This window comes from Bartonella henselae str. Houston-1, assembly GCF_000046705.1.
GTDB lineage: Bacteria > Pseudomonadota > Alphaproteobacteria > Rhizobiales > Rhizobiaceae > Bartonella > Bartonella henselae.
In genome coordinates this window covers 582,904-605,283 of the sequence record NC_005956.1, presented here as the reverse complement: position 1 = coordinate 605,283, position 22,380 = coordinate 582,904, and the positions used below count along the sequence as shown (strand labels likewise).

Genomic DNA, 22,380 nt, shown 5'->3' with positions numbered 1-22,380 from the left:
GCTAGAATCCGAGAATTAGAACCGTTTTATTTCCCACATAGTCGTACGTTCACCAGTTTGTGGATCCTTGATATCTTTTAAGACAATCCCCTCGGCTGCAAGCTTATCACGAATTGTATCCGCAGCTGTCCACTCTTTATTATGGATAAGTCGTAACCTTTCGGCAATGCGCTGATCAATAAATTTTTCATCAAGAGAGGTTTTTCTCATAAATAATGGGCATTTTCCATCTCTAACCCACTCTTGCCGTAAGAGTCCAAAGAAATTCATCCCACTTGCAAGAGAAACAGCATTCCCTCGTTTATAAAATTTTCGTAAAAGAGTAAGTGCTTTGGGAGTGTTAAGGTCATCACTGAGTGCGTTTATCAAAGAGTCATCAATGACCTCATTCTTCTTCTCCATCTCCGTCTTTTCACAACGAAGCAACTCATACCAACGATACAATTCGCTACTGGACTGCATTAAACGCTGAGCGGTCCAATTTAACGGTTCACGATAATGCGTTTGTAACATCGAAAAACGGGCAGATAAACCAGCCCAATTTTGTTTCATTTCATTTGTTAAAACACCATTGAATTCAAAAAAATCACTCTCTAAAATAGAACGAATGGTGATGAAATTGCTAAGACTTTTAGACATTTTCTTGCCTTCAACTTGCAAAAAACCGTTATGCATCCAAAGATTAGCCATTCGTTCAGTCCCAAAAGCTGAGCAACTTTGGGCAATCTCATTTTCATGATGAGGAAAAATCAAATCAAGTCCACCACCATGGATATCAAAAACATTTTCTGTTGGATCATCGCAGGTTAAACCACCACCATAGGGTGCTAATAACTTTGCCATGGACATTGCTGAACATTCAATATGCCACCCCGGACGCCCCAAAACAGGAATTCCTGCCGGCGATGTCCAACCTGGTTCCCCCTCAGCAGAAGGCTTCCATAAAACAAAATCCATCTCTTCTCTTTTATAAGATGCAACATCAACACGTGCCCCCGCTCTCATTTCATCTAATGAGCGTTTTGCAAATGATCCATAATGGGGATCATTTCTTATACTGCTTACCGAAAATAAAACATGATTTTCCGCTTTATAAGCATGCCCCTTTTCAAGTAATCTTTCAATTAAAGAACGCATCTCCTCTAAATGATCAGTTGCGCGCGGTTCAATGGTGGGCGGTAGACAACCAAGTGCCATTGTATCTTGTTGAAATTGAGTATATGTAAGCTGCGTTAATTGGCGAATAGCGTCGTTTAGTGCTAGTTCTGGATATTCATAAGCTGCGCGTGCATTAATCTTATCATCCACATCTGTAATATTACGAGCATATATAACATGCTCATTGCCATAAACATGGCGCAATAAGCGAAATAAAATATCAAAAACAATCACAGGACGTGCGTTACCTATATGCGCATAATCATAAACCGTCGGACCACAAACATAAAGACGGACTCTTGTTGCATCTATCGGTATAAAATTCTCTTTTTTACGTGTAAGCGTATTATAAAATCGCAACTCTCTCATCCTTACACTCCGTTAACGATATTTACTCGCTGCTTTTCAAAGTAAAGCTTATCCAAAATCACTGCATTAGGTAAATTGAGATCACAACTTCTTAATCTTATGTAAATTCTCATAACTGCTCCATTTTAAAGGCTCTCTCTATCATTCGTTACAAAAAAACAATCCTTATTTATTTGATTGAGCAAGAGCATTTTCTTGAGAAAGATCTTTTATCCCTTTTTTTGATGAAAAAACTCTTAGAGGAAGAAATTTTTGACGCAGCAGAAATAACGCGAATTTACACAAAAAACAGATTGCATGCAGAAAATCTGAAATTTTTAATCACAAAAAACTTCGTGAAAATTTTCAATATTCCCATAAGTGTTTCCTTACTATCTCTCATGCCCTAAATTTTATAATGCATCCCGCTGTTTGTAGTGATGTACACATCGCTTTTGTCATATTTTTCAACATATGTTCAATGACAAAATGACTTTATCTGCGGTTGTAATTGTATAGAAATTTATTAAAATGGAGCAATAAAATAATGTCTAATATATTGATAAAAATTGCTATTTTAACATTTTGTTTAACTTCAACGCCAACTTTTGCGCAGCAATCTCCTCCTTATGATACAAAATTATTACGACTGGCAGAAATTTTGGGAGCCTTACATTCTCTACAAAATCTTTGCAGCACTCCAACAAACCACTGGTATGATTATATGAACTTACTGATTGAAGCAGAAAAGCCGACTCCACAAAGACGCGCTTATTTTTATGAGGCATTTAATGAAACTTATCGCGCTTTTTCAGAAAATTATCATCGTTGTACAAAATCAGCAATTGAATCACACCAAAGATACGTTAAAGAAGGAAAATTCTTATCTGAAAATCTTCTCATGCATCTTAACAATTAACCACCTATAAAACCAGTAAACCCCTAATCTTCACTATATTTACGATAAATTACTAAAATGAACAAACCGCTCAACCAGGTCTGACATAAATAACCATTTCAATTTCTAAAAAATAAATCCTTAAAAGGTTCTTATTTATGTATGATCAATATTTATGTGCGTTAAATCATCAAGAGAAGCTTTTCCAGGCAAAAAATCATCCTATGACACCTCTCAACTTTAATCTGCTTACACCAAAACTTCCGTAAATTTAACAGGTTCACCCTGTGAAGGTGTCACAATTTCACCTTCCCACATAACCCGCATACCACGGATAATGGTCCCAACGGGCCAACCTTTAACTTTTTTACCATCATAAGGTGTCCAACCCGCGCGTGAACCAATCAATACATTCGTTATAATCTCTTCCCGTTTAAGGTCAACAATAGTCAAGTCAGCATCATATCCAACAGCAAGGCGCCCTTTACGGCTTATGCCAAAAATACGGCTAGGACCATGAGACGTGAGATCAACAAAACGTTCAAGAGATATCTTTCCTGCATTTACATGGGTTAACATAATGGCTGCTGTTGTCTGCACACCTGTCATACCTGAAGGTGAGGCGGGATAAGGTTGGAACTTTTCTTCAAGCGTATGAGGTGCGTGATCAGAGCCTAAAATATCAATGATACCCTGCTGAACACCGTACCAAAGCGCTTCACGGTGGCGACTCTCACGGATAGGTGGATTCATCTGAATCAACGTGCCCAATCGCTGATAATCATCAGCCGTTAAAGTCAAATGATGTTGTGTAACTTCAATTGTTGCGACATCCTTATGATTTTTCAAAAAATCAATTTCTTCCGCAGTAGAAAGATGTAAAATATGGATACGCGCCTTCGTTTCATGCGCAATTTTCACCAAGCGTTGTGTGCATTTTAACGCTGCAACCTCATCACGCCAAACTGAATGCGATGACGCATCTTCCTCAATACGCAACATTTTACGCTCTCTGAGCCTTGCCTCATCTTCAGAATGAAAAGCCGCACGACGGCGTATGTTCTTCAAAATAAGACGCACACTTTCATCATCATCCACTAAAAGATCACCCGTAGAAGACCCCATGAAAACTTTAATTCCGGCAACACCAAAAAGTCTTTCTAACTCAACCAATTCATGGGCGTTTTCACGTGTTCCTCCAACCCAAAATGCAAAATCACAATGCATTCGATGAAATCCACGTTTAATCTTATCAATCAATGTTTCTTCCGATATCGTCAATGGATCAGTATTAGGCATTTCAAATACTGCTGTAACTCCTCCTAAAACCGCAGAACGAGAGCCACTTTCCAAATCCTCCTTATGTTCATTGCCTGGCTCACGAAAATGAACTTGGCTATCAATGATACCAGGCAAAATATGAAGCCCTATACAGTCAACCACCTCACCAGCAGACGCACGTGTAAGATCACCAATTTCAGCAATACGGCCATTCGTGATACCAATATCACGTTTGCCACTTCCGTCATGATTTACAACTGTTGCGCCTTTAAAAATTGTATCAAATGTTTTAAACATAACCGTACTCCTTCAATATCACCTCATTTATCGATTATGTAACTTTGAGCAGAAAGGCAATAACCATGATTGAGAAGCCAAATGCCATTTGCTTAAAAAACCGTAAGATTATTAAAGTTACGGGTGAAGAAGCAACACATTTTCTGCAAGCCCTTATCACAACAGATGTCAAAAAAATCGGTCTACAAGAAATTTTCCCTGGAGCCCTTTTATCTCCACAAGGAAAGGTTCTTGCTGATTTTCTCATCGGCAAAAGAGAGGATGGTTATTTTATTGATATTTTTTCATCTTTATCTGATCTCCTCTACAAGCGCCTACTCCTCTATAAAATGCGTACAAAAGTTGAAATTATGCAACCTTTACAAGAATTTGTTACAGTTTCTTGGGAAAATGAAACAGATAGTTTAAATTTTTATTCAAGTTTTATTGATAAACGGTTTCCAGCAAAAGAAAAAATAATACGAATCTATGGTGAAACACCCTTTTTGGCTTCAGAATGTCATGACAATTGGAATCGATTACGTATCCGTTATGCAATTCCAGAAAGCGATAAAGACTATGAAATCGGTAAAGTCTTTCCCCATGATATTAATTATGATCAAATCAATGGATTAGCATTCAACAAAGGGTGCTATATCGGACAAGAAGTTGTCTCACGAATGCATCACCGTCGTGCAGCACGACGCCGTATTTTACTTGTAAAAAGTCAACATGAATTAATCCCCGGTGCCAACATTGTAGCAGGAACAAAAATTCTTGGTTCTTTAGGAACATGTGCTGCAAATGAAGCCCTCGCTTTAATGCGTATTGACCACATCAAAGATGCAATGGATCATAATACTCCCTTTACAGTAAAAGATGTTCCTGTCACTATAAGTATTGCTGAAAATATGAATTTTACTTTCCCTGAAAGCACTGTGTAAACTCACTAATGGCTAAAGCTCAATTATCACAAAATGGAGAAGCGCGCGCTTGGCAAAGAATGCTTTCTGGCCGGCGACTTGATCTTCTAAACCCCTCTCCTTTCGATATCGAAATCGAAGATATTGCTCATGGACTAGCTCGCGTCGCACGTTGGAACGGTCAAACACAAGGAGAATATGCCTATTCTGTTGCACAACATTCACTCTTGGTAGAACAAATATTTCAGAAACTTTTTCCACAATCGCAGAACAATGAATGCCTTTGTGCTCTTCTTCATGATGCACCAGAGTATGTCATCGGTGATATAATTTCACCCTTTAAAGCTGTTATAGGAAAACAATATGAACTCATTGAAAAACGTATACAAGATGCTATACATATGCGCTTTTCTCTCCCCGTTGCTCCCTCTCAAAAACTCTTAAAAAAAATCAAACAAGCTGATCGCATTGCTGCATTTCATGAATCTATTATTCTTGCCGGATTTAATACAGAAGAAGCCCTTCGCTATTTCGGTCACCCAAATAATATTTCACCCGAAGGACTCAATTTGCAACCATGCTCCACAACGAAAATTGAGAACGCTTTTTTAAAACGTTTTCATGATCTTGATGTTGAAAGATTACATTGATATCGCTTTTGATCGTTTACCTTTTGTCACAACCTAAAACACTCCATAGTATTTTAGCTTCATGATCCGAATCTTTTTATACATGCAAAAGTCTCCATATAATTCTCTACAAATTTAGTAGAATATCATCTCACTTTTATAGGAAATAATATTCAAAAAACATTGTGTATATTAGATCGTTTTGCTTTGTACAAAAAACTCTTTGCATTCAACCTATGAAAAGAATTTTTATTCTGAGAGGAATGCATCCCATAAATGGTGTAACGTAAAATCCATTGAACACCACTATCTTTACGATTATGAAAGAAAAAGCTGGACCATCATTCTATTTGCCAGCTCCCAATATTGCTAAAGCCCTTGGCACTTGAGATGATTTATAAAAGGCATTTTTATCCCTTTCTTTATGTGTTTTTACTCACACATCACTTCTACTTATAACGTGTAAGCGAATGGTCTTGATTTATTCAAATAAATGGATTTGAAATGAGAGAATCTTATGATATTAAAGTTTCTTATCCAAGATGGATAAATGATAAATTATCCTTATAAAACAATACTTTGTACATCTCTTGAATACAAGTATTATTAGCGATAACTTATGTATTTTCACCCCATTCAACAAGCTAAGCTGTTTAGATCATAGCATCCCAGTTCTACAATTCTACAAAGTGAGACAAAAACGTAAAGTCTGACTCACACCATCCTTCATAGCATGACTCTTCGGAACCAAATCTTTGGCTTATTTCTTACAAAATCGTCTCTCTCGTACTGACCTTCTTTATAGAATTGCTGCACAATCTATAGTCTGCAAGCACAAGAATGAAAACAGACAAAAATAGCACCATCCCTGATAATTTCACCACCATAGTCTACATTCATAGTTCTTTGCGTATTCCTCAAAAACCGGATGCCAGATCCATTTCTGGTACCAAGCCTTGTAACATTTAAGGATGCTACGCCATTTTCCATAAATAAAGGAATGAAATCACCATTTGTTTGAGAAGTAAAAGAAAAATTTTCGCTATTTTAAAATAAACGCTTTCAACAAAATAACGAGAAAGTTTTTCAGTCATTATATGCATCGGAGAGACTTATCTTCAATAAATGCTAACTCTATTACCAATCCTTGGCTGATTTGATACTTCTCTCTGGTAACACTTTGTTCTTTACAAATGGAACGTTATTACCAGCAACCTTCACTCTCACATCTTGACTTAGTTGAACAAAGCCTAGGCAGAAAGAAAAATTCCCACAAAGAAATATCCGTTCATATTAACCTTATATAGCAAGCACTTTCTAGCAAAGTCTTCGTCTTAACCTGACTTTTGTTTGAGCTTATAAATTTCTTCATCACTTGGAAAAGTACGTGATTTAACATCATCCGCATAACTCTTAATCGCCTTCTCCATCTCCTGTTCGAGAACACCATAACGGCGTACAAATTTAGGGACCCATGTACCGTAACCTAACATATCTTCCATCACCAATATCTGCCCATCACACTGACTAGATGCACCAATGCCAATGGTAGGGATAGAAAGCATCTGTGTAAGTTTTACTGCTAATGGTTCTACAACTCCTTCCACAACAACAGCAAAGGCACCTGCCTTTTCAATTGCTGCTGCATCAGCTTCAATCTGTTGCCAATTACTTTCATTGCGTCCTTGCGTCTTAAAACCACCAAAACGATTCACTGCCTGTGGTGTCAGACCAACATGACTCATAACTGGGATACCGCGTTTACACAAAAAATCAATTGTTTCCGCTATATAAACACCACCTTCAAGCTTAACTGCACTACACCCTGTTTCTGCAAGAATACGCGATGCATTGGAAAAAGCTTGTTCTGGGCTTTCTTCATAAGATCCAAAAGGCATATCTACAACCACAAGAGCCCTCTTAGATCCACGCATAACAGCCTGCCCATGCAAAATCATCATATCCAAACTCACTGGCAACGTTGTCTCAAACCCATGCACAACCATACCAACGCTATCACCAACTAATAGCAAATCACAGTAAGGATCAGCAATCCGCGCACTATAAGCCTGATAAGCAGTTAGAGAAACAATCGGTTCTTGTCCTTTTCTTGATCGTATTTCAGAAGCAGTAATACGCTTTACAGCCTTATGAATAGTCATTTTTCAGCCCTTTTCTTGCAATATGTATTGATCAATAAGCCTAATTTCACCAAAACGGACAGTTAATAATAAAACTGCCGATTTATCCAATCTCCCCTTAACCACAGATAAAGTTTCCATATCCCGTAAGTCTATTGATTCAATAATCGCGCGCGATTCTTGCTGTAAAATATCCCGAACAATTTTACATAATTTATCAACCGACCGTTCCCCTTGGCGATAGAGATTTTCAGCAGCTTTACCGCTCTCAGGAATAATTTTTGCCGCTTTTCGATCTTCTAATGTTAAAAACTGATTACGGGAAGAACTCGCTACACCATCTGCTTCACGTAAAACAGGCACTCCTACAACTTCAATAGGAAAAGCTAAGTCTTCAACCATACGACGAACAATCAAAATCTGTTGAAAATCCTTTTCCCCAAAAAAAGCTTTATCCGGCTGAACGATGTTAAAAAGTTTCGCAACAACGCTGGTCACACCACAAAAATGTCCTGGACGTAATTTCCCTATCAACATACGTGACAATTTCTCTACATTCACAATTGTCTCATTTCCCGGTGGCCACATTTCTTCTACAGAAGGTGTAAAAAGATATTCAACACCGGCTTCTTCTAACAAAGCACAATCGCCTTTCAAATCTCTTGGATATTTATCAAAATCCTCATCGGGACCAAATTGCTTCGGATTGACAAAAATAGAAACCAATACTCGATCACACATTGCCCTTGCTCGCCGTACTAATGCGATGTGACCATTATGCAATGCTCCCATAGTTGGAACCAAACCAATCGAAAATCCTAAACGTCGTTCTTCTGTGATAGATTGGCGTACTTCGGGAATTGTTTTTAAGACTCTCATCTTCATTTTCTATTCATTTTTTCAAATTAATAAACTCATGCTCGCATACAAACTGTAATACCCGTATAGTTTGATAGAACCCGCCGAAAATCTTAATCGCCGTTTTTCTGCGACAAATCAACATACTTTGGTAATTGTTTCTAAGATCGATATTTTCACATTCTATTTATTGTCTTCAGATCAACAAACGATGCTTGCATACGGAATCGCTGTTCAAACAATTGTATCAAACTTATACGCACCGATGGCTGTTTTATATTTCGTGGTTCCCAGACATGACGCATTAAAAAGAAACCTGTTAGAATAAATCCATTTTTTATGTCACTAAAATCAACAGGACGAACAGTTCTTTGCACAAGAAACTGGGGTAAATTTAAGAGCTTTTCTCTCCAAGGGTGCCCTGCTTCCTCGCATACAGCACGTCCTGATTTCGGTGATACGTAACAAAGTTTTTCTAAGCGGCCTGTTGCAGCACAACGAGATAAATCAAGGCCGAAGCCAAGTTCTTCAAGAAATCGCATTTCAAAACGTACAAGCAATTCAGCGTTTATAAACGGTTCATCAAAACTCTGCATAAAAAGATGTAAAATATCATATAAAATAGGATGCGGATCACGCTCAGGAAGAAGATGCAAATGGAAAACGATTAACTGCAAAGCATAAAGTGCTTCTGGGAAAAGAATTAACCGGGCGGCATGTAAATCAAGTGCTTCAAGCCGAAAAAGTCCTAAATGTTCATCTAAACGTGCCCACCATTCAGCCTCCACAAAATTTCCAGGTTGAAGAAGAACCGCCATACGACGCGAACGTCCTCCTTTTACTACTCCCATATAACGCCCATGCTGACGCGTCATCACTTCAAGAATAACACTTGTTTCACCATATTGGCGTGTACCGAGAATAATAGCTTGTTCTTTCCATTTCATTTTATTTAAAAAAAATCTAGTCCCATTTCGCGATAACGTTCCGGATCGGTATCCCAATTGTCACGCACTTTTACAAAGAGAAAAAGGTGAACCTTTTGACCCATAATATCCATTAATTCTTTACGCGCAGCCTGACCAATTGCTTTAATTGTATCGCCTTTTGCTCCTAAAACAATTTTTTTCTGACTATCACGCTCGACGTAGATAACTTGATTAATTCTAACTGAACCATCTCGACGCTCTTCCCAGTTTTCTGTTTCAACTGTTGAAGAATAGGGAAGTTCATCGTGAAGACGAAGAAAAAGCTTTTCACGGGTAATTTCAGCAGCAAGCTGACGCATAGGCATATCTGAAATTTGATCTTCTGGATAATACCATGGCCCCTCCTGCATCATTGTGCTTAATGCATGAAGCAAATCCTTGCAACCAGAGCCCTTGAGAGCTGAAATCATAAATGTCTGCAAAAACTTTACGTGCTCATTAATCCCAGCGGTTAAGGCTAAAAGGGATGACTTAGCAACTGTATCAATCTTATTAAGAACGAGAATTTTATCCTGTTTAATATTCGCTACAATATCTAACATCTTACAAACTTCATCCGAAAGACCATTCTGAGCATCAATCAAAACTAACAGCACATCAGCATTCTTAGCCCCTCCCCAAGCAGCAGATACCATCGCACGTTCTAACCGTTTATGAGGAGAAAAAACACCTGGTGTGTCAATCAATACAATTTGCGCATTATCATGAATGACAATACCTCGGATTAAAGTTCGTGTCGTTTGCACTTTATGCGTTACAATTGAAACCTTCGTTCCAACTAACTGATTCACCAATGTCGACTTCCCAGCATTAGGCATTCCAATGAGTACAACAAAACCAGAACGCGTTTTCATAACGTCATTCATGATTATTTTTTTCCATTGTTTCCCATATACCCTCTCGTCGTAAAATTTTTTCAGCTGCCATTCTTTCAGCACATCGTTTAGAATTTCCTTGCCCAATCTCCGACGCAAAACCAGGAATGCTTACCTCTACCATAAAAACAGGATCATGATCTGGACCAGAACGTTTTACGACCCTATAATGTGGTTGTACACCACCTTGTACATGCGCCCATTCCTGTAACTGTGTCTTGGCATCACGCCGACCAGCATCCATCTGCTTCGCCCGACTTTGCCAATACCTTTGAATAAAAGGTCTAACACTCTCCAATCCCCCATCAAGATATATTACAGCAATCAAAGCTTCAATCACATCGGCATACATATTTGTTAGCCGACGACCTTTTAAGTTTTTCATTTCAAAACCAACATGGATCATAACAGGCAGTTCCATTTCTAGTGCAATATCAGCACATGTCTGCGCATTCACTAAACTGTTTAAACGTACCGATAACTCACCTTCACTTGCCTGTGGAAACAATTGATACAACATTTCCGCAATCAAAAGCCCAAGGACCCGATCACCTAAGAATTCCAGTCTTTCATAATTTCCCTGTTCTGAACCTTGTACACTTGAATGTGTTAACGCTTTTTTTAATTTCTTTTTATCTTTAAAGTAATGCCCCGTCAGTTTTTCAAGCTGATCAATCATTGGAAGCTTCATCATTAATTCCTTGCTTGATAAGCGGCAAATCATGAACAGTATTAATAAAAGAAAACAAACGATTCCAACGCACATCAAATGGCCAACGCCAAATTTGCCAAGCACTTGAACCATTACTGATAGAGAAAAAAATTATACTTGCTCGACCAATAAGATTTTCTTCTGGAACATATCCCACGTCTAAACGACTATCGTCTGAATTGTCACGGTTGTCACCCATCATAAAATAATGCCCCGATGGAACTTCAAAGACCTTTGTGTCATCAACTTGCGGGATAAAAGCTAAATCAAGTGTATCGTAGCTAACACCATTAGGCATTGTTTCGCGATAAACCTTAACAGGGTAATTAACCTCTGTTATATCAACATTTTCAACCTTGCCCATAAAGTGACGTGAAACGGGCTCATCATTAATATAAAGGATACTCTGACGAACTTGTATACGATCACCCGGTAGCCCAACAACACGTTTGATATAATCAATATCAGGATTACTCGGTAAACGAAAGACAACAACATCTCCACGCTGAGGTTGAGATGCCAAAATACGACCCGAAAAAAGAGGAGGAGAAAAGGGCATAGAAAAACGAGAGTACCCATATGCATACTTAGAAACAAACAGATAATCTCCTACTAGCAAAGTAGGACGCATTGAACCGGAAGGAATACTGAAAGGCTGAAAAAAAAGTGTCCGAATAAGCGCTGCTAACAACAACGCCTGTACCAATACGAAAACAAATTCAAGAATTCCGCTCTTTTCTTTATTTTTATGCATTTTCTCTTTCTGGATCATCACCAACTGCCTTCCCATCACAGATATAAGTTTTTTTATCATAATGTTTCAAATAGCAAAAGTACAATCTCCTATGAAACCTATCCACGTGGAAATGCTTCGATAATAATGAATGCCTGCGCCCAAGGAAAATCATCCGTCATGCTAAGATGAATGATAGCATCGTGATGAGAAGGCAATAACTTTTGAAGTTGCATTTGCGCACGATTTGTTAATTTCATAATTGGTTTCCCAGATGGTAGATTGATCACCCCCATATCCTTCCAATTTATACCGCAAGCGATTCCTGTGCCTAAAGCTTTAGCACAAGCTTCCTTTGCAGCAAATCTTTTGGCATAAGAAGAAGATTTTTTTTGAAGACTCTCAGATCTATTCCGCTCAATATCCGTAAAGATACGTTGAACAAAACGATCACCATAACGAGCCAACATTCTCTCAATGCGTCTTATATCAGTCAGATCACTTCCAAGACCAACAATCATAAGATATCACCCGATTTTCTTTGCCACAAACGCTTTTTTTTTGTAATCTTTTGATATCGCTTTTGTTGAAAGCGGGTGATTGCTCTGTAAGCGCCTATATAAGATAAACCACCAAAAATAAAACCTAAAAGTACACCACCTAAGATCATCGGTCTCATGATTGATTGCCATGCGCCCTTGAAAAGAAGAGATGTATTTGAAAGTGCCAAACCGTCAAACAGAGTGCGAATTTGAGAAAGAGAAATCTCACTCACATCGCTAAAAAGTGATAAACAGAAAGAGCCTACCTTATAATCAGCCATAATAATCAGAAAAAATGTAAGTGGATTAGAAAAAATCGTACCAATAATTGCTGCTGCGAAATTTGCGCGCAAGATCCACGAAAAAAATATTGCCAAAACGATATGCATACCAAAGAGAGGCGAACAAGCTAAAAAAATACCGATAGAAAACCCCAGAGCAACTTTATGTGGCGTTGCAGATATTCGCAAAATACGTTTACGTATATAACAAAATGAGCGAGAAAATGAACGACGTGGCCATAACCAAAGTCGAATACGCTTTACAAAATCTATTGGCTCTCGACTACGAAAAAGCATATGATTCTCAATATATATTTTGTGAAAATAAAATAATCCATATGATTCAAATTAATGTTTCCAAGCTTTTGCATAAAAAAAATAGAAAGACAATTAAATATTCCGACTTCCTGGCTTAATCGCTGGAAGTTCCGCGAGTTCAGCAGGAACTGCATCACTAGCATAAGATGCTATCTCGTATTCAGCAAGTGAAATCAATGGAACTCCGACATCAACCTTACCGCCAGAACGATCAAGAATACATGCGCTCGCCAACACATTTGCTCCTGCTGTAACCAGAGCCTCAACCGTTTCACGAATAGAAAGACCTGTTGTCACAATATCTTCAACAATGACAACCCGTGCGCCTTTCTTGATTTCAAAACGACGCAGCTCAAATCTGCCATTTACACGCTCTACCCAAAGAGAGGGAATACCAAGATGACGCGAAGTTTCGTATGAAGGAATAAGACCACCAATTGCAGGACCAACCACATAATCAATTTTTTCCTCGACAGATTTTTTGATTTTTTCAGCCAATCCACGACATAACTTCTCCGTCAAATGAGCATGCATGAACACTTTTGCCTTCTGCATATAAGTAGCACTATGACGGCCTGATGTTAAAATAAAATGCCCTTCTAAAATAGCATCTGCTTGTTTAAAAATATCAATCACATCTTGTGTATTCACCGCAAAATCTCCCTTTTTTATCCATGACCTCGCCGGACTGTACTAACCGAACCAGCCTTTTTTAACTGAGAAAAAATACGATTCAAATGTTTTAAATCCCAAACTTCCAGATCAATCATAATTTCTGTGAAATCTGGTGCTGTGCGGATAAAAGATAAATTTTGGATATTAGCGTCATTAGCAGAAATCACTTGCGTAATTTCAGCTAAAGAGCCCGGACTATTAACAGCCAAAATATTAATCCGAGCCGGAAAACGCTCACTCATTTGGGCATCAATATCCCAACGGACATCAATCCATCGTTCAGGCTGATCATCATACGCCATCAAAGCCGAAGACTGTATCGGATAAATAACAATCCCTGCCCCAGGTTGCATAATACCAACAATCCGATCTCCCGGCACTGCCCCTTCTGGAGAAAAACGTACAGGAATATCTCCACGGGTTCCTCGAATAGGTAATGCTTTGGATTGATGCTTCTCTATAGTTGAATCCTTTTCATTTTCTGGAACTTTAAAAATCATACCTTGAGCATTTTCAATGTTAAACCAACCTTCTTCCCCAGGTTTAAAAGAGGACTTTTGGACCACACGGTGATCTTGATAATCAGGATAAACTGCTTTAATCACATCAGCGGAAGGCAATTCACCACGCCCAACAGCAGCTAATACATCTTCCACATCTTTACGTGCCAAACGTGGTAAAACTTGCTTAAGAACATCTTTTGAAAATTGTTTTCCCATATATCCAAACGAATGCTCGAGTATACGATATCCCAAACCTGAATATTGCTTGCGTACTGCTGTGCGCGTTGCTCGACGAATAGCTGAACGTGCTTTGCCTGTTACAACAAGAAATTCCCATGCCGCTGGCGGAATTTGAGCTTGTGAACGTATAATATCAACTTCATCACCATTTTTTAATTTTGTCATTAAAGGCATAATACGACCATTGATTTTTACCCCCACACAAGAATCACCAATGTCAGTATGGACTGCATAAGCAAAATCAATAGGGGTAGCACCTTTTGGAAAAGCAATTAACCGGCCTTTTGGAGTAAAACAAAAAACTTGATCTTGAAAAAGCTCAAGCTTTGTATGTTCTAAAAACTCTTCTGGATTATCCCCATCTGATAAAGACTGAATCGTTTGGCGTAACCATGCATAGGCATTGGTCTCATTTGATAACTTTGAAGTCGAATAATTGGAACCGTGATCTTTATAAATGGAATGTGCAGCAACACCATACTCAGCAATTTCATCCATATCAGCAGTTCTAATCTGTAGTTCAACCCGTTGCCTCGAAGGTCCTACAATCGTTGTATGAATGGAACGATAATCATTCTGTTTTGGGATAGAAATATAATCTTTAAAACGACCAGGTACCATTGGCCAGGTAGTATGAATAACACCAAGAGCACGATAACAATCATTCACTGTTTCAACAATAACCCGAAATCCAAAAATATCGGATAATTGTTCAAAAGATAATGCTTTACTTTCCATTTTGCGAAAAACGGAATAAGATTTTTTCTGACGGCTTTTAACATCTGCTTTAATGCCATTCTTGAAAAAAAGTTTTGTTAGTTCATTTTCAATCCTGGAAAGCAAATCACGATTGCGCTTTGATAATTCAGAAAGTCGATTGGTAATCGTACGATAACCTTCTGGATTTAAATAAAAGAAAGAGAGATCTTCTAACTCTTCGCGCATATCCTGCATACCCATACGGCCTGCAAGTGGCGCGTAAATATCCATTGTCTCCTCAGCAATACGTCGACGTTTATCATCACGCATAACACCAAGGGTGCGCATATTATGAAGGCGATCAGCAAGCTTAACTAAAAGAACACGAACATCATCAGAAATAGCAATAAGAAGTTTACGCAGATTCTCTGCCTGAACTGCCTTCTTTGATACGAGATCAAGCTTATTAAGCTTTGTCAGCCCTTCAACTAACTTACCAATTTCAGATCCGAAAAGCTGATCAATTTCAGCCCGTGTAGCACTTGTATCTTCAATTGTATCGTGCAAAAGCGCAACGGCAATTGTTGCTTCATCCAACCGCATATCTGTCAAAATAGCAGCAACTTCTAAAGGATGAGAAAAATAAAGATCCCCCGAAGCACGCTTTTGATGACCATGCTTTCGCATTGCATAATCGTAGGCCCTATTTAAAAGACCCTCATCAACGTCAGACTTGTAACGTTGGACACGCCCAACAAGCTCACACTGACGCATCATATAAGCATATCCTTTATCTTTTCACAAACCTAACCTTATTCAATATGAATATTTCATTTAAAAAGACCAAAAAAATAAATGCTCCCGCACGACAACGTATATTTGCTCTTGTAATATAAATTGCCGCAATTAATAATCGTCACTCTTCTCTGGAACGACCAAACCTTCGATACCCGCTAAAAGCTCTTCTTCAGACATATGATCGAATGAACTGCCCTCTTCTTCCGAAGAAGTACCCAAAACACCTCCAGCCTCACTTGAATGAGAAATAAATTCGCTTGCCATTTCTGGCTCATCCACTTCCACATGCTTTTGTAACGAATGAATAAGATCTTCTTTTAAATCGGCAGGAGATAGCGTTTCTTCTGCTATTTCACGCAAAGCAACAACGGGATTTTTATCATTATCACGATCAACCGTAATCTGCGCACCCTGCGAAATTTGACGCGCCCGATGTCCAGCTAAAAGCACTAATTCAAAGCGATTATCGACTTTATCAATACAATCTTCTACCGTTACACGGGCCATTTATGCCTCTTTCTTAAAGATTAAAAAATTTCATAATGAGTGCAAATATATACAATAATCAAAAGAAAACACAAGAAAAACAAAACAAACTTTAATATTTTTTTACTCAAAAGCTTATTGAAGAAAATTCTTGGAAGCTTTATAAAAAGCGTATAACCTCTTTGAGCTAATATAAATACTGCTTAAAAAAAGTTTTAAGAGGAGCTAATTCAAACATGCATTTGACAAAGTGCCTCTCTTTAGAAACTTTATCCTTTAAAGGGATATCAACCATCCTAAACTCTTAAAAGTTTTTCGCAATAACAACAGTTTTATGTGCACTTTTTATGATAAAATATTTATTAAAAATAAGAAACTCTATCCCATTAACATCTTATTCATCGAATACATCACTGAAAGAGTGTCTCTCTTTACAAAATAATCGGCCATGATTTTATGTTAAACCTTGTTATCAAAAAGATTGTTATTCATTATAGGTTGTTTACAAAGACATAATCGGTCATAAAATAACTGGAAAAATTCATATAAAATGATTGATAGCTTCTCACAATGAATAGCCAATTAAAATCGCTTTGCCCAGAACCACCGCAAAACTGCGATTTATGCCCACGTTTACATAAATTCATCTCCGACTGGCGTATAAAAGAACCGAGCTGGTATAATGCTCCAGTACGCCCATTCTTTCCCTATAAAGGGGCAGACACAACACGCCTTCTCATTGTCGGTCTTGCTCCTGGATTACGCGGCGCAAACCGAACTGGACGCCCGTTTACTGGTGATTATGCTGGACACCTGCTTTATTCCACTTTGAAAAAGTTTGGTTTTGCCCAAGGGACGTTTGAAGAAAGAGCTGATGACACCCTTGAACTGATTGATGCAGCAATTGTTAATTCAGTTCGTTGTGTTCCCCCAGAAAATAAACCTACTGGTGCAGAAATTAACACTTGCCGATATTTCTTTTCACCTCTTTTAACAAATCTTCCCAAACTTAAAGCTGTTATCACCCTCGGCACCATTGCACATCATTCAACACTCCGTGCCCTCAATGCAAAAGTTTTAGCTCATCCCTTTGGACATGGACAAATAAACAACATCGGCAGATTACGCATCTTCTCAAGTTATCACTGTTCACGCTATAATACTAACACTGGTCGCTTAACGGATGCTATGTTTCATCAGATTTTCGAAGCAGCAAAAACATATCTTGATCAAAGCTGAAATCTCCTTAGAAGCATTATAAATAAGGACAGACAAACAAATCCTATCATCCATATCTTTTTAAAAGTCGTGCTTTTTCACGCCCCCAATCACGTTTTTTTTCCGTTTCACGCTTATCATGCAGCTTCTTTCCACGTGCCAAAGCAATCTCTAACTTAGCGCGCCCTCGTTCATTAAAATAAAGTTTAAGGGGAACAAGTGTCATTCCTTCACGAGAAGTTGCATTAAAAAAACGCGCCATTTCACGTTTTGAAATTAATAATTTCCGCAAACGACGCGGTTCATGGTTAAAACGATTAGCCTGCGTATATTCAGGAATATAACTGTTCACTAACCATAATTCCCCATTTTCAAAGCTGGCATAACTTTCAGCAATATTCGCATGATTGGAACGCAAAGACTTCACTTCCGCTCCCTGAAGTACCAGACCGGCCTCAAGGTTATCGAGAATTTCATAATTAAAACGGGCTTTACGATTATCCGCAATTATTTTTCGTACTGGCGCGTTCTTTTTTTTGTTCATGTACAGTATATCACTTCATTCTTTAAGCAAACCCGCATGGTATAAAGCTTCATCAATAATCTTCTTTGTGGTATCCGAAAGCGGAACAATCGGCGAGCGAACAATAGTGCCACAAAGCCCTAATTTTGCAGCGGCATATTTAATACCAGCAGGACTTGGTTCAATAAACACCGCACGATTGAGAGGCATCAGAAGATCATTTAATTTGAGGGCTGTTTTATAATCACTACATAAACAAGCAGCATGAAGCTGTGCACAAAGCTTTGGAGCAACATTGGACGAAACCGAAATACACCCTACACCCCCATGTGCATTAAAACCCAATGCTGTACAATCATCACCAGAAAGCTGTACAAAATCTTTACCACACTTTTCACGTTGTTCACTGGCACGCTCAATTTTACCGGTTGCATCCTTTACACCAATGATATTTTTAAAATCACGACAAAGGTCTCTCATCGTCTCCACTGCCATATCAATCACAGAACGACTGGGGATATTATAAATTATAATCGGGATAGAAATTGCTTTTGCAATGGAAGAAAAATGTGTGTATAATCCCCTCTGATTAGGTCTGTTATAATAAGGCGTAACAACTAAAACTGCATCTGCACCTGCTTTCTCTGCATGCTTTGCAAGCTCTACAGCCTCACTTGTGCTATTTGATCCTGCTCCAGCAACAACAGGAACACGCTTAGCAACCTGCTCGACACATAATTCTATAATTCTCTTATGTTCTTCATGAGTTAAAGTTGGTGATTCACCCGTTGTACCAACAGGGCTTACGCCATTAATACCTTGTGTAATCTGCCACTCGACAAAATTGCAAAATGCTTTCTCATCAATAGCGCCATTATCATCAAACGGTGTGATAAGCGCGGTCACAGCTCCCTTGAGCATTATAAACTCCCTGTAATGTTCGCTTTATTTTTTAAATCGCCTTTATAAGTTATCCATAATAGAACATAATCTTGCTCTCTCACTGAAGCAAGATGAATTTCATAAAAGCTTTTACAAGATTAGCATCTCTCTTCTTCAATTCCCAAAATTTCTTTAAAGTATCAATCTGCATTAACGCGTTTTTCATGCTTCTGTCTTAGAAAAACTTGAGTGTTTCAAAAAAGTAAGGTCTTAAGGTCTTTTCTCTATGTATGCATTCTTCATCTTCTCCTTCGTATCAACCTTTACTGCACTTATACTTGAAGCAACAATTTTATTTTCAAGTGCCTGTGCACAAACAACTCTTTTGCACAGACAAATACCAATCCCTTTAGTTCGCCCTACCCCCTTTGTCATAAAAAAACAAGCTACAAAACCTTTTAGACAGATTCACACAACACCCCACAATATTCCTACATTCACAAACACTTCTACGCTCAAAAAACTTAAAGCTGGCTTAGATGCACTTTCAAATAATAATATTGCAAAAACAATCAGCCTTCGCAATTCAATGGAAAAGGATAGCCTTGATCGCCATATTTTGACATGGGCAATTGGGATATCAAGCAAAACCAATGTACCAAGCTCGGAAATATTTAATGCAATCAAAGAACTAAAAGGATGGCCCGGCATAGCGGCTATGCAACGCAATGCTGAACGTGCTTTTATTAATGAAACGAATTTCGCACCGGTGATTATCCAAAAATTTACGCATCATTTACCCCTTACAGCACAAGGTATAGCCACATATGCTAAAGCACTTATCACAACTGGGCAAACCGCTCGTGCTCGACAAATCATCGCGCCATGGTGGCATAAAACGAAGCTCAATGCACAAGAAGAAGAGTTTGTTCTTAAAAATGCAAGTGCAGCATTACAACCTATTGATCATCTGAAACGCATGCAATTTATGCTTTATGCGCATCGATTTGATTCAGCAAAGCGCGTTGCAAAATTAGCCCATGCTCAATCTCTTTTTAAGGCTTTTATCGCAGTCGAAAAAAGTGATCCTCAAGCCGCACAGAAGTTACATTCTGTAGAACGATCATGGCAAAAAAGTCCTCTCCTTCAATTTGCTTACATTCGCCATCTTCGTCGAACTGGACAATATAGTGAAGCCGCAACACGCATGATGAGAACACCCAAAAATATCTTACGTCTTATGAACCCTCATGCATTATGGAGAGAACAACGTGCCCTTTCTCGTGAAATGCTCGATTTAAACAAACCTAAAATTGCTTATAAACTCGTTGCAACACACACTGGTATGAAAGCTTCATTGACAATCGATGCTGAATTTCATGCAGGATGGTATGCACTACGGTTTCTTCATAATCCTCAACTGGCAATGCAGCATTTTTCGCGTATCCCTCAGTTATCTTCTGCACCTCTTTCAGCATCCCGTGGATACTATTGGATGGGACGAACAGCAGAGATACTCGGTGAACATAAAAATGCCCAACATTATTTTCATCGCGCAGCCCATTTCAGTGCAACTTATTATGGTCAATTAGCAGCTTCACGACTGAATCAAAAAAAACTCGAAATCTCCTTTCCAAAACCAACAACCTCTGAGCGACAACGTTTTAGCGCACGAAAAGCTATTCAAGCAATTCAACATCTTGAATCAGCTGGCTATTCTGATTTTGCTAAAATTTTTTATAGAGAACTCGGAGAAAAAATAGAAAGCCCTGGTGAATTAGCTCTTCTAGCTGTTATGGCAGAAAAAAACGGTGACTATTATACAAGCCTTAAAATTGGAAAAACTGCTGTTTTTCAAGGTAAAAATGTTGGTGCACTCTCCCATCCTCTCGGTGCAATACCAACCTCCGCTAATATTTCTGTAGCAGGAAAAGCGCTTATCTATGCCATTGCACGTCAAGAAAGCGAATTTAATCCAAAAGCCATATCAAAAGCAGGAGCACAAGGAATCCTTCAATTGCTTCCTACGACAGCAAAAGCACTCGCAAAAAAGCATTCAATCGCATGGTCACAAAAAAAATTCAGCAGTGATGCCAGTTATAATGCTACGTTAGGTGCCCATTTTCTAAGGGAACAATTGGAACGTTTTAACGGATCCTATATATTGGCCCTTATTAGTTATAATGCAGGCCCCCGTCGCGTTAATGAGTGGATAAAACGCTATGGTGATCCTCGAGGACAACCTCTTGATAAAGTCATCGATTGGATTGAACGTATCCCTTATACAGAAACACGTAATTACGTAATGCGTATCATGGAAAATTATGGAGTCTACAAAGCAAGACTTACTGGAAAAACAGATATAAAAGCTGATCTTCTTTCCGGTTGATGAAAATGAAAAAACTTCAATCCACTAAAAAGCAGTTCGTTCCGTTTCGTCAACTTATAGACCACAATATCATAGCAATTCTAAACATGAAGGAATGTGAAAATTAACCTCCAAAAAAACCGTAAAATCAGCTAAATATTAAGGATACTCGAATAATTTTATTCACTTTTGATGGTGGTGGTGGTGGAAAAAAACCAACACGTTGAAGTGCTACCATGGCTAATCGATCAAGTTCTGGATCACCCGCAGAAACTACAACACGACTAGAAAAAATATTCCCCTGCTCATGCACCCTAAATTCTAACTTCACCGTTCCTTTTGCACCACTGGTACGCTGTCCTATAACATAATTTTTTTGCTTTTCCAGTTGTGCCTGTACTTTTGCTAACCATTTCATTAACAACGCATCCTCAAGCGCTGCTATACGACTGATCTGACTGGTGGTAGACGAACGCGGTTCTACAATGGAATGCTTTACTGCAGTCTTGAGTATCGGTATCGGTTTTTTGTTGAATACTTTATGCTCCACTTTTGGAGGAAGAGATTCTTTCACAGGCTTGAGAAGTGAAAAATCATTTTTTTCTCCATTCCACTGAGGCTCTTCTGGTTGAACTTCATCTTCTGGTTCTAATATCTCTGACTCTTGCTCTGAAAGATCAGGCTGCAACATTTCTGGTTCTATGCTTGGTTCTGTGCTTAGATCCGATAAATCTGCATTAAGATCTGGCATATTTGTATCGACATCCGGATAGACAGTTTCTTGCGCAAAAGTCAGCATAATCGTGGAAGAAAGCGTACCATTACGTACACCAATACTTGGAAAATAAAATTGTGCTCCTAATGCTATATGAAAAAAGAAAGCGCCAAAAAATGCACCAATCCAAAGAGCTAATAACCGCCTTGTATCTGAAAAATTCATCATTTCTTCCGCCGTTATTCTAAGCTTAATATCGATGTTCAAATTCATTAAACAAGCTATTTTGAAATTACAACTTTTTTCTTGAC

Annotated in this window: 21 protein-coding genes; 5 read left to right on the top strand and 16 right to left on the bottom strand. The window is 38.5% G+C overall.

Annotated features, from left to right (window positions below; translation table 11 throughout):
• Positions 1 to 15: 15 nt before the first annotated feature.
• Positions 16 to 1,527, bottom strand: coding sequence for a cysteine--tRNA ligase (gene cysS / locus AYT27_RS02685; RefSeq protein WP_011180449.1), 1,512 nt, complete (start codon positions 1,525 to 1,527; stop codon positions 16 to 18).
• Between the two features lie 526 nt (positions 1,528 to 2,053).
• Here cysS and AYT27_RS02675 point away from each other — a divergent pair.
• Positions 2,054 to 2,425, top strand: a complete 372-nt coding sequence (locus AYT27_RS02675; protein ID WP_011180448.1) for a TIGR02301 family protein — start codon at positions 2,054 to 2,056, stop codon at positions 2,423 to 2,425.
• A 228-nt stretch (positions 2,426 to 2,653) separates the two neighbouring features.
• Here AYT27_RS02675 and AYT27_RS02670 read toward each other — a convergent pair whose 3' ends face one another.
• Entirely contained in the window at positions 2,654 to 3,982 is a 1,329-nt protein-coding gene (locus AYT27_RS02670; RefSeq protein WP_011180447.1) for a dihydroorotase, read from the bottom strand.
• A 65-nt stretch (positions 3,983 to 4,047) separates the two neighbouring features.
• Between AYT27_RS02670 and ygfZ the strand changes: the two genes are divergently transcribed.
• Positions 4,048 to 4,905, top strand: a complete 858-nt coding sequence (gene ygfZ, locus AYT27_RS02665; RefSeq protein ID WP_011180446.1) for a CAF17-like 4Fe-4S cluster assembly/insertion protein YgfZ — start codon at positions 4,048 to 4,050, stop codon at positions 4,903 to 4,905.
• An 8-nt stretch (positions 4,906 to 4,913) separates the two neighbouring features.
• Positions 4,914 to 5,534, top strand: coding sequence for a YfbR-like 5'-deoxynucleotidase (locus tag AYT27_RS02660; protein ID WP_011180445.1), 621 nt, complete (start codon positions 4,914 to 4,916; stop codon positions 5,532 to 5,534).
• 1,313 nt (positions 5,535 to 6,847) lie between these two features.
• Here AYT27_RS02660 and panB read toward each other — a convergent pair.
• The 11 genes from panB to rpoZ all read right to left on the bottom strand — a co-directional run bounded on the left by panB (position 6,848) and on the right by rpoZ (position 16,384).
• Entirely contained in the window at positions 6,848 to 7,675 is an 828-nt protein-coding gene (gene panB, locus AYT27_RS02655) for a 3-methyl-2-oxobutanoate hydroxymethyltransferase (protein WP_011180444.1), read from the bottom strand.
• A gap of 3 nt (positions 7,676 to 7,678) precedes the next feature.
• The gene (gene panC / locus AYT27_RS02650; protein ID WP_034447650.1) at positions 7,679 to 8,533 is read right to left on the bottom strand and encodes a pantoate--beta-alanine ligase; all 855 of its coding nucleotides are present in this window, start codon (positions 8,531 to 8,533) and stop codon (positions 7,679 to 7,681) included.
• A gap of 155 nt (positions 8,534 to 8,688) precedes the next feature.
• The gene (gene recO / locus AYT27_RS02645; protein ID WP_011180442.1) at positions 8,689 to 9,459 is read right to left on the bottom strand and encodes a DNA repair protein RecO; all 771 of its coding nucleotides are present in this window, start codon (positions 9,457 to 9,459) and stop codon (positions 8,689 to 8,691) included.
• A 5-nt stretch (positions 9,460 to 9,464) separates the two neighbouring features.
• Entirely contained in the window at positions 9,465 to 10,367 is a 903-nt protein-coding gene (era, locus tag AYT27_RS02640) for a GTPase Era (protein WP_011180441.1), read from the bottom strand.
• Positions 10,360 to 11,067, bottom strand: coding sequence for a ribonuclease III (gene rnc / locus AYT27_RS02635; protein WP_034447401.1), 708 nt, complete (start codon positions 11,065 to 11,067; stop codon positions 10,360 to 10,362). Before rnc ends, era begins: the two co-directional genes overlap by 8 nt.
• Positions 11,048 to 11,860, bottom strand: a complete 813-nt coding sequence (lepB, locus tag AYT27_RS02630) for a signal peptidase I (RefSeq protein WP_011180439.1) — start codon at positions 11,858 to 11,860, stop codon at positions 11,048 to 11,050. Before lepB ends, rnc begins: the two co-directional genes overlap by 20 nt.
• Positions 11,861 to 11,940: 80 nt before the next feature.
• Positions 11,941 to 12,342, bottom strand: coding sequence for a holo-ACP synthase (gene acpS / locus AYT27_RS02625; RefSeq protein ID WP_011180438.1), 402 nt, complete (start codon positions 12,340 to 12,342; stop codon positions 11,941 to 11,943).
• Complete coding sequence (locus tag AYT27_RS02620) at positions 12,339 to 12,941, bottom strand: DUF2062 domain-containing protein (RefSeq protein ID WP_011180437.1); 603 nt, start codon at positions 12,939 to 12,941, stop codon at positions 12,339 to 12,341. Before AYT27_RS02620 ends, acpS begins: the two co-directional genes overlap by 4 nt.
• Before the next feature lie 93 nt (positions 12,942 to 13,034).
• Positions 13,035 to 13,613 (bottom strand): orotate phosphoribosyltransferase, encoded by a 579-nt coding sequence (gene pyrE, locus AYT27_RS02615; protein ID WP_011180436.1) that lies wholly within the window; start codon positions 13,611 to 13,613, stop codon positions 13,035 to 13,037.
• Between the two features lie 17 nt (positions 13,614 to 13,630).
• Positions 13,631 to 15,856 carry a RelA/SpoT family protein gene (locus AYT27_RS02610; protein WP_011180435.1) on the bottom strand — a complete coding sequence of 742 codons (2,226 nt, stop codon included), beginning with the start codon at positions 15,854 to 15,856 and terminating at the stop codon, positions 13,631 to 13,633.
• Positions 15,857 to 15,985: 129 nt separating this feature from the next.
• A complete protein-coding gene (gene rpoZ, locus AYT27_RS02605) occupies positions 15,986 to 16,384 on the bottom strand; it encodes a DNA-directed RNA polymerase subunit omega (protein ID WP_011180434.1) in 399 nt (132 codons plus the stop codon).
• 549 nt (positions 16,385 to 16,933) lie between these two features.
• Between rpoZ and AYT27_RS02600 the strand changes: the two genes are divergently transcribed.
• Complete coding sequence (locus AYT27_RS02600; protein WP_011180433.1) at positions 16,934 to 17,602, top strand: uracil-DNA glycosylase; 669 nt, start codon at positions 16,934 to 16,936, stop codon at positions 17,600 to 17,602.
• Between the two features lie 46 nt (positions 17,603 to 17,648).
• Here the strand turns inward: AYT27_RS02600 and smpB are convergent, their stop codons facing one another.
• A complete protein-coding gene (gene smpB / locus AYT27_RS02595) occupies positions 17,649 to 18,125 on the bottom strand; it encodes an SsrA-binding protein SmpB (protein ID WP_011180432.1) in 477 nt (158 codons plus the stop codon).
• A gap of 15 nt (positions 18,126 to 18,140) precedes the next feature.
• Complete coding sequence (gene dapA, locus AYT27_RS02590; protein ID WP_011180431.1) at positions 18,141 to 19,025, bottom strand: 4-hydroxy-tetrahydrodipicolinate synthase; 885 nt, start codon at positions 19,023 to 19,025, stop codon at positions 18,141 to 18,143.
• Positions 19,026 to 19,272: 247 nt separating this feature from the next.
• Between dapA and AYT27_RS02585 the strand changes: the two genes are divergently transcribed.
• Positions 19,273 to 21,375: a lytic transglycosylase domain-containing protein gene (locus AYT27_RS02585; protein ID WP_011180430.1), complete on the top strand. Its 2,103-nt coding sequence runs from the start codon at positions 19,273 to 19,275 to the stop codon at positions 21,373 to 21,375.
• Positions 21,376 to 21,502: 127 nt separating this feature from the next.
• Here the strand turns inward: AYT27_RS02585 and AYT27_RS02580 are convergent, their stop codons facing one another.
• Positions 21,503 to 22,294, bottom strand: a complete 792-nt coding sequence (locus AYT27_RS02580) for an energy transducer TonB family protein (RefSeq protein WP_011180429.1) — start codon at positions 22,292 to 22,294, stop codon at positions 21,503 to 21,505.
• Positions 22,295 to 22,380: the final 86 nt, after the last annotated feature.

Bases quoted from the DNA above. Each gene is read 5' to 3' on its own strand.
- AYT27_RS02610 (WP_011180435.1), bottom strand. From the start codon at position 15,856: ATGATGCGTCAGTGTGAGCTTGTTGGGCGTGTCCAACGTTACAAGTCT.
- dapA (WP_011180431.1), bottom strand. From the start codon at position 19,025: ATGCTCAAGGGAGCTGTGACCGCGCTTATCACACCGTTTGATGATAAT.
- recO (WP_011180442.1), bottom strand. From the start codon at position 9,459: ATGAAATGGAAAGAACAAGCTATTATTCTCGGTACACGCCAATATGGT.
- era (WP_011180441.1), bottom strand. From the start codon at position 10,367: ATGAATGACGTTATGAAAACGCGTTCTGGTTTTGTTGTACTCATTGGA.
- rnc (WP_034447401.1), bottom strand. From the start codon at position 11,067: ATGAAGCTTCCAATGATTGATCAGCTTGAAAAACTGACGGGGCATTAC.
- ygfZ (WP_011180446.1), top strand. From the start codon at position 4,048: ATGATTGAGAAGCCAAATGCCATTTGCTTAAAAAACCGTAAGATTATT.
- AYT27_RS02620 (WP_011180437.1), bottom strand. From the start codon at position 12,941: ATGCTTTTTCGTAGTCGAGAGCCAATAGATTTTGTAAAGCGTATTCGA.
- lepB (WP_011180439.1), bottom strand. From the start codon at position 11,860: ATGATCCAGAAAGAGAAAATGCATAAAAATAAAGAAAAGAGCGGAATT.
- smpB (WP_011180432.1), bottom strand. From the start codon at position 18,125: ATGAACAAAAAAAAGAACGCGCCAGTACGAAAAATAATTGCGGATAAT.
- panB (WP_011180444.1), bottom strand. From the start codon at position 7,675: ATGACTATTCATAAGGCTGTAAAGCGTATTACTGCTTCTGAAATACGA.
- AYT27_RS02580 (WP_011180429.1), bottom strand. From the start codon at position 22,294: ATGAATTTTTCAGATACAAGGCGGTTATTAGCTCTTTGGATTGGTGCA.
- acpS (WP_011180438.1), bottom strand. From the start codon at position 12,342: ATGATTGTTGGTCTTGGAAGTGATCTGACTGATATAAGACGCATTGAG.
- AYT27_RS02670 (WP_011180447.1), bottom strand. From the start codon at position 3,982: ATGTTTAAAACATTTGATACAATTTTTAAAGGCGCAACAGTTGTAAAT.
- AYT27_RS02660 (WP_011180445.1), top strand. From the start codon at position 4,914: ATGGCTAAAGCTCAATTATCACAAAATGGAGAAGCGCGCGCTTGGCAA.
- AYT27_RS02585 (WP_011180430.1), top strand. From the start codon at position 19,273: ATGTATGCATTCTTCATCTTCTCCTTCGTATCAACCTTTACTGCACTT.
- AYT27_RS02600 (WP_011180433.1), top strand. From the start codon at position 16,934: ATGAATAGCCAATTAAAATCGCTTTGCCCAGAACCACCGCAAAACTGC.
- cysS (WP_011180449.1), bottom strand. From the start codon at position 1,527: ATGAGAGAGTTGCGATTTTATAATACGCTTACACGTAAAAAAGAGAAT.
- AYT27_RS02675 (WP_011180448.1), top strand. From the start codon at position 2,054: ATGTCTAATATATTGATAAAAATTGCTATTTTAACATTTTGTTTAACT.
- panC (WP_034447650.1), bottom strand. From the start codon at position 8,533: ATGAGAGTCTTAAAAACAATTCCCGAAGTACGCCAATCTATCACAGAA.
- rpoZ (WP_011180434.1), bottom strand. From the start codon at position 16,384: ATGGCCCGTGTAACGGTAGAAGATTGTATTGATAAAGTCGATAATCGC.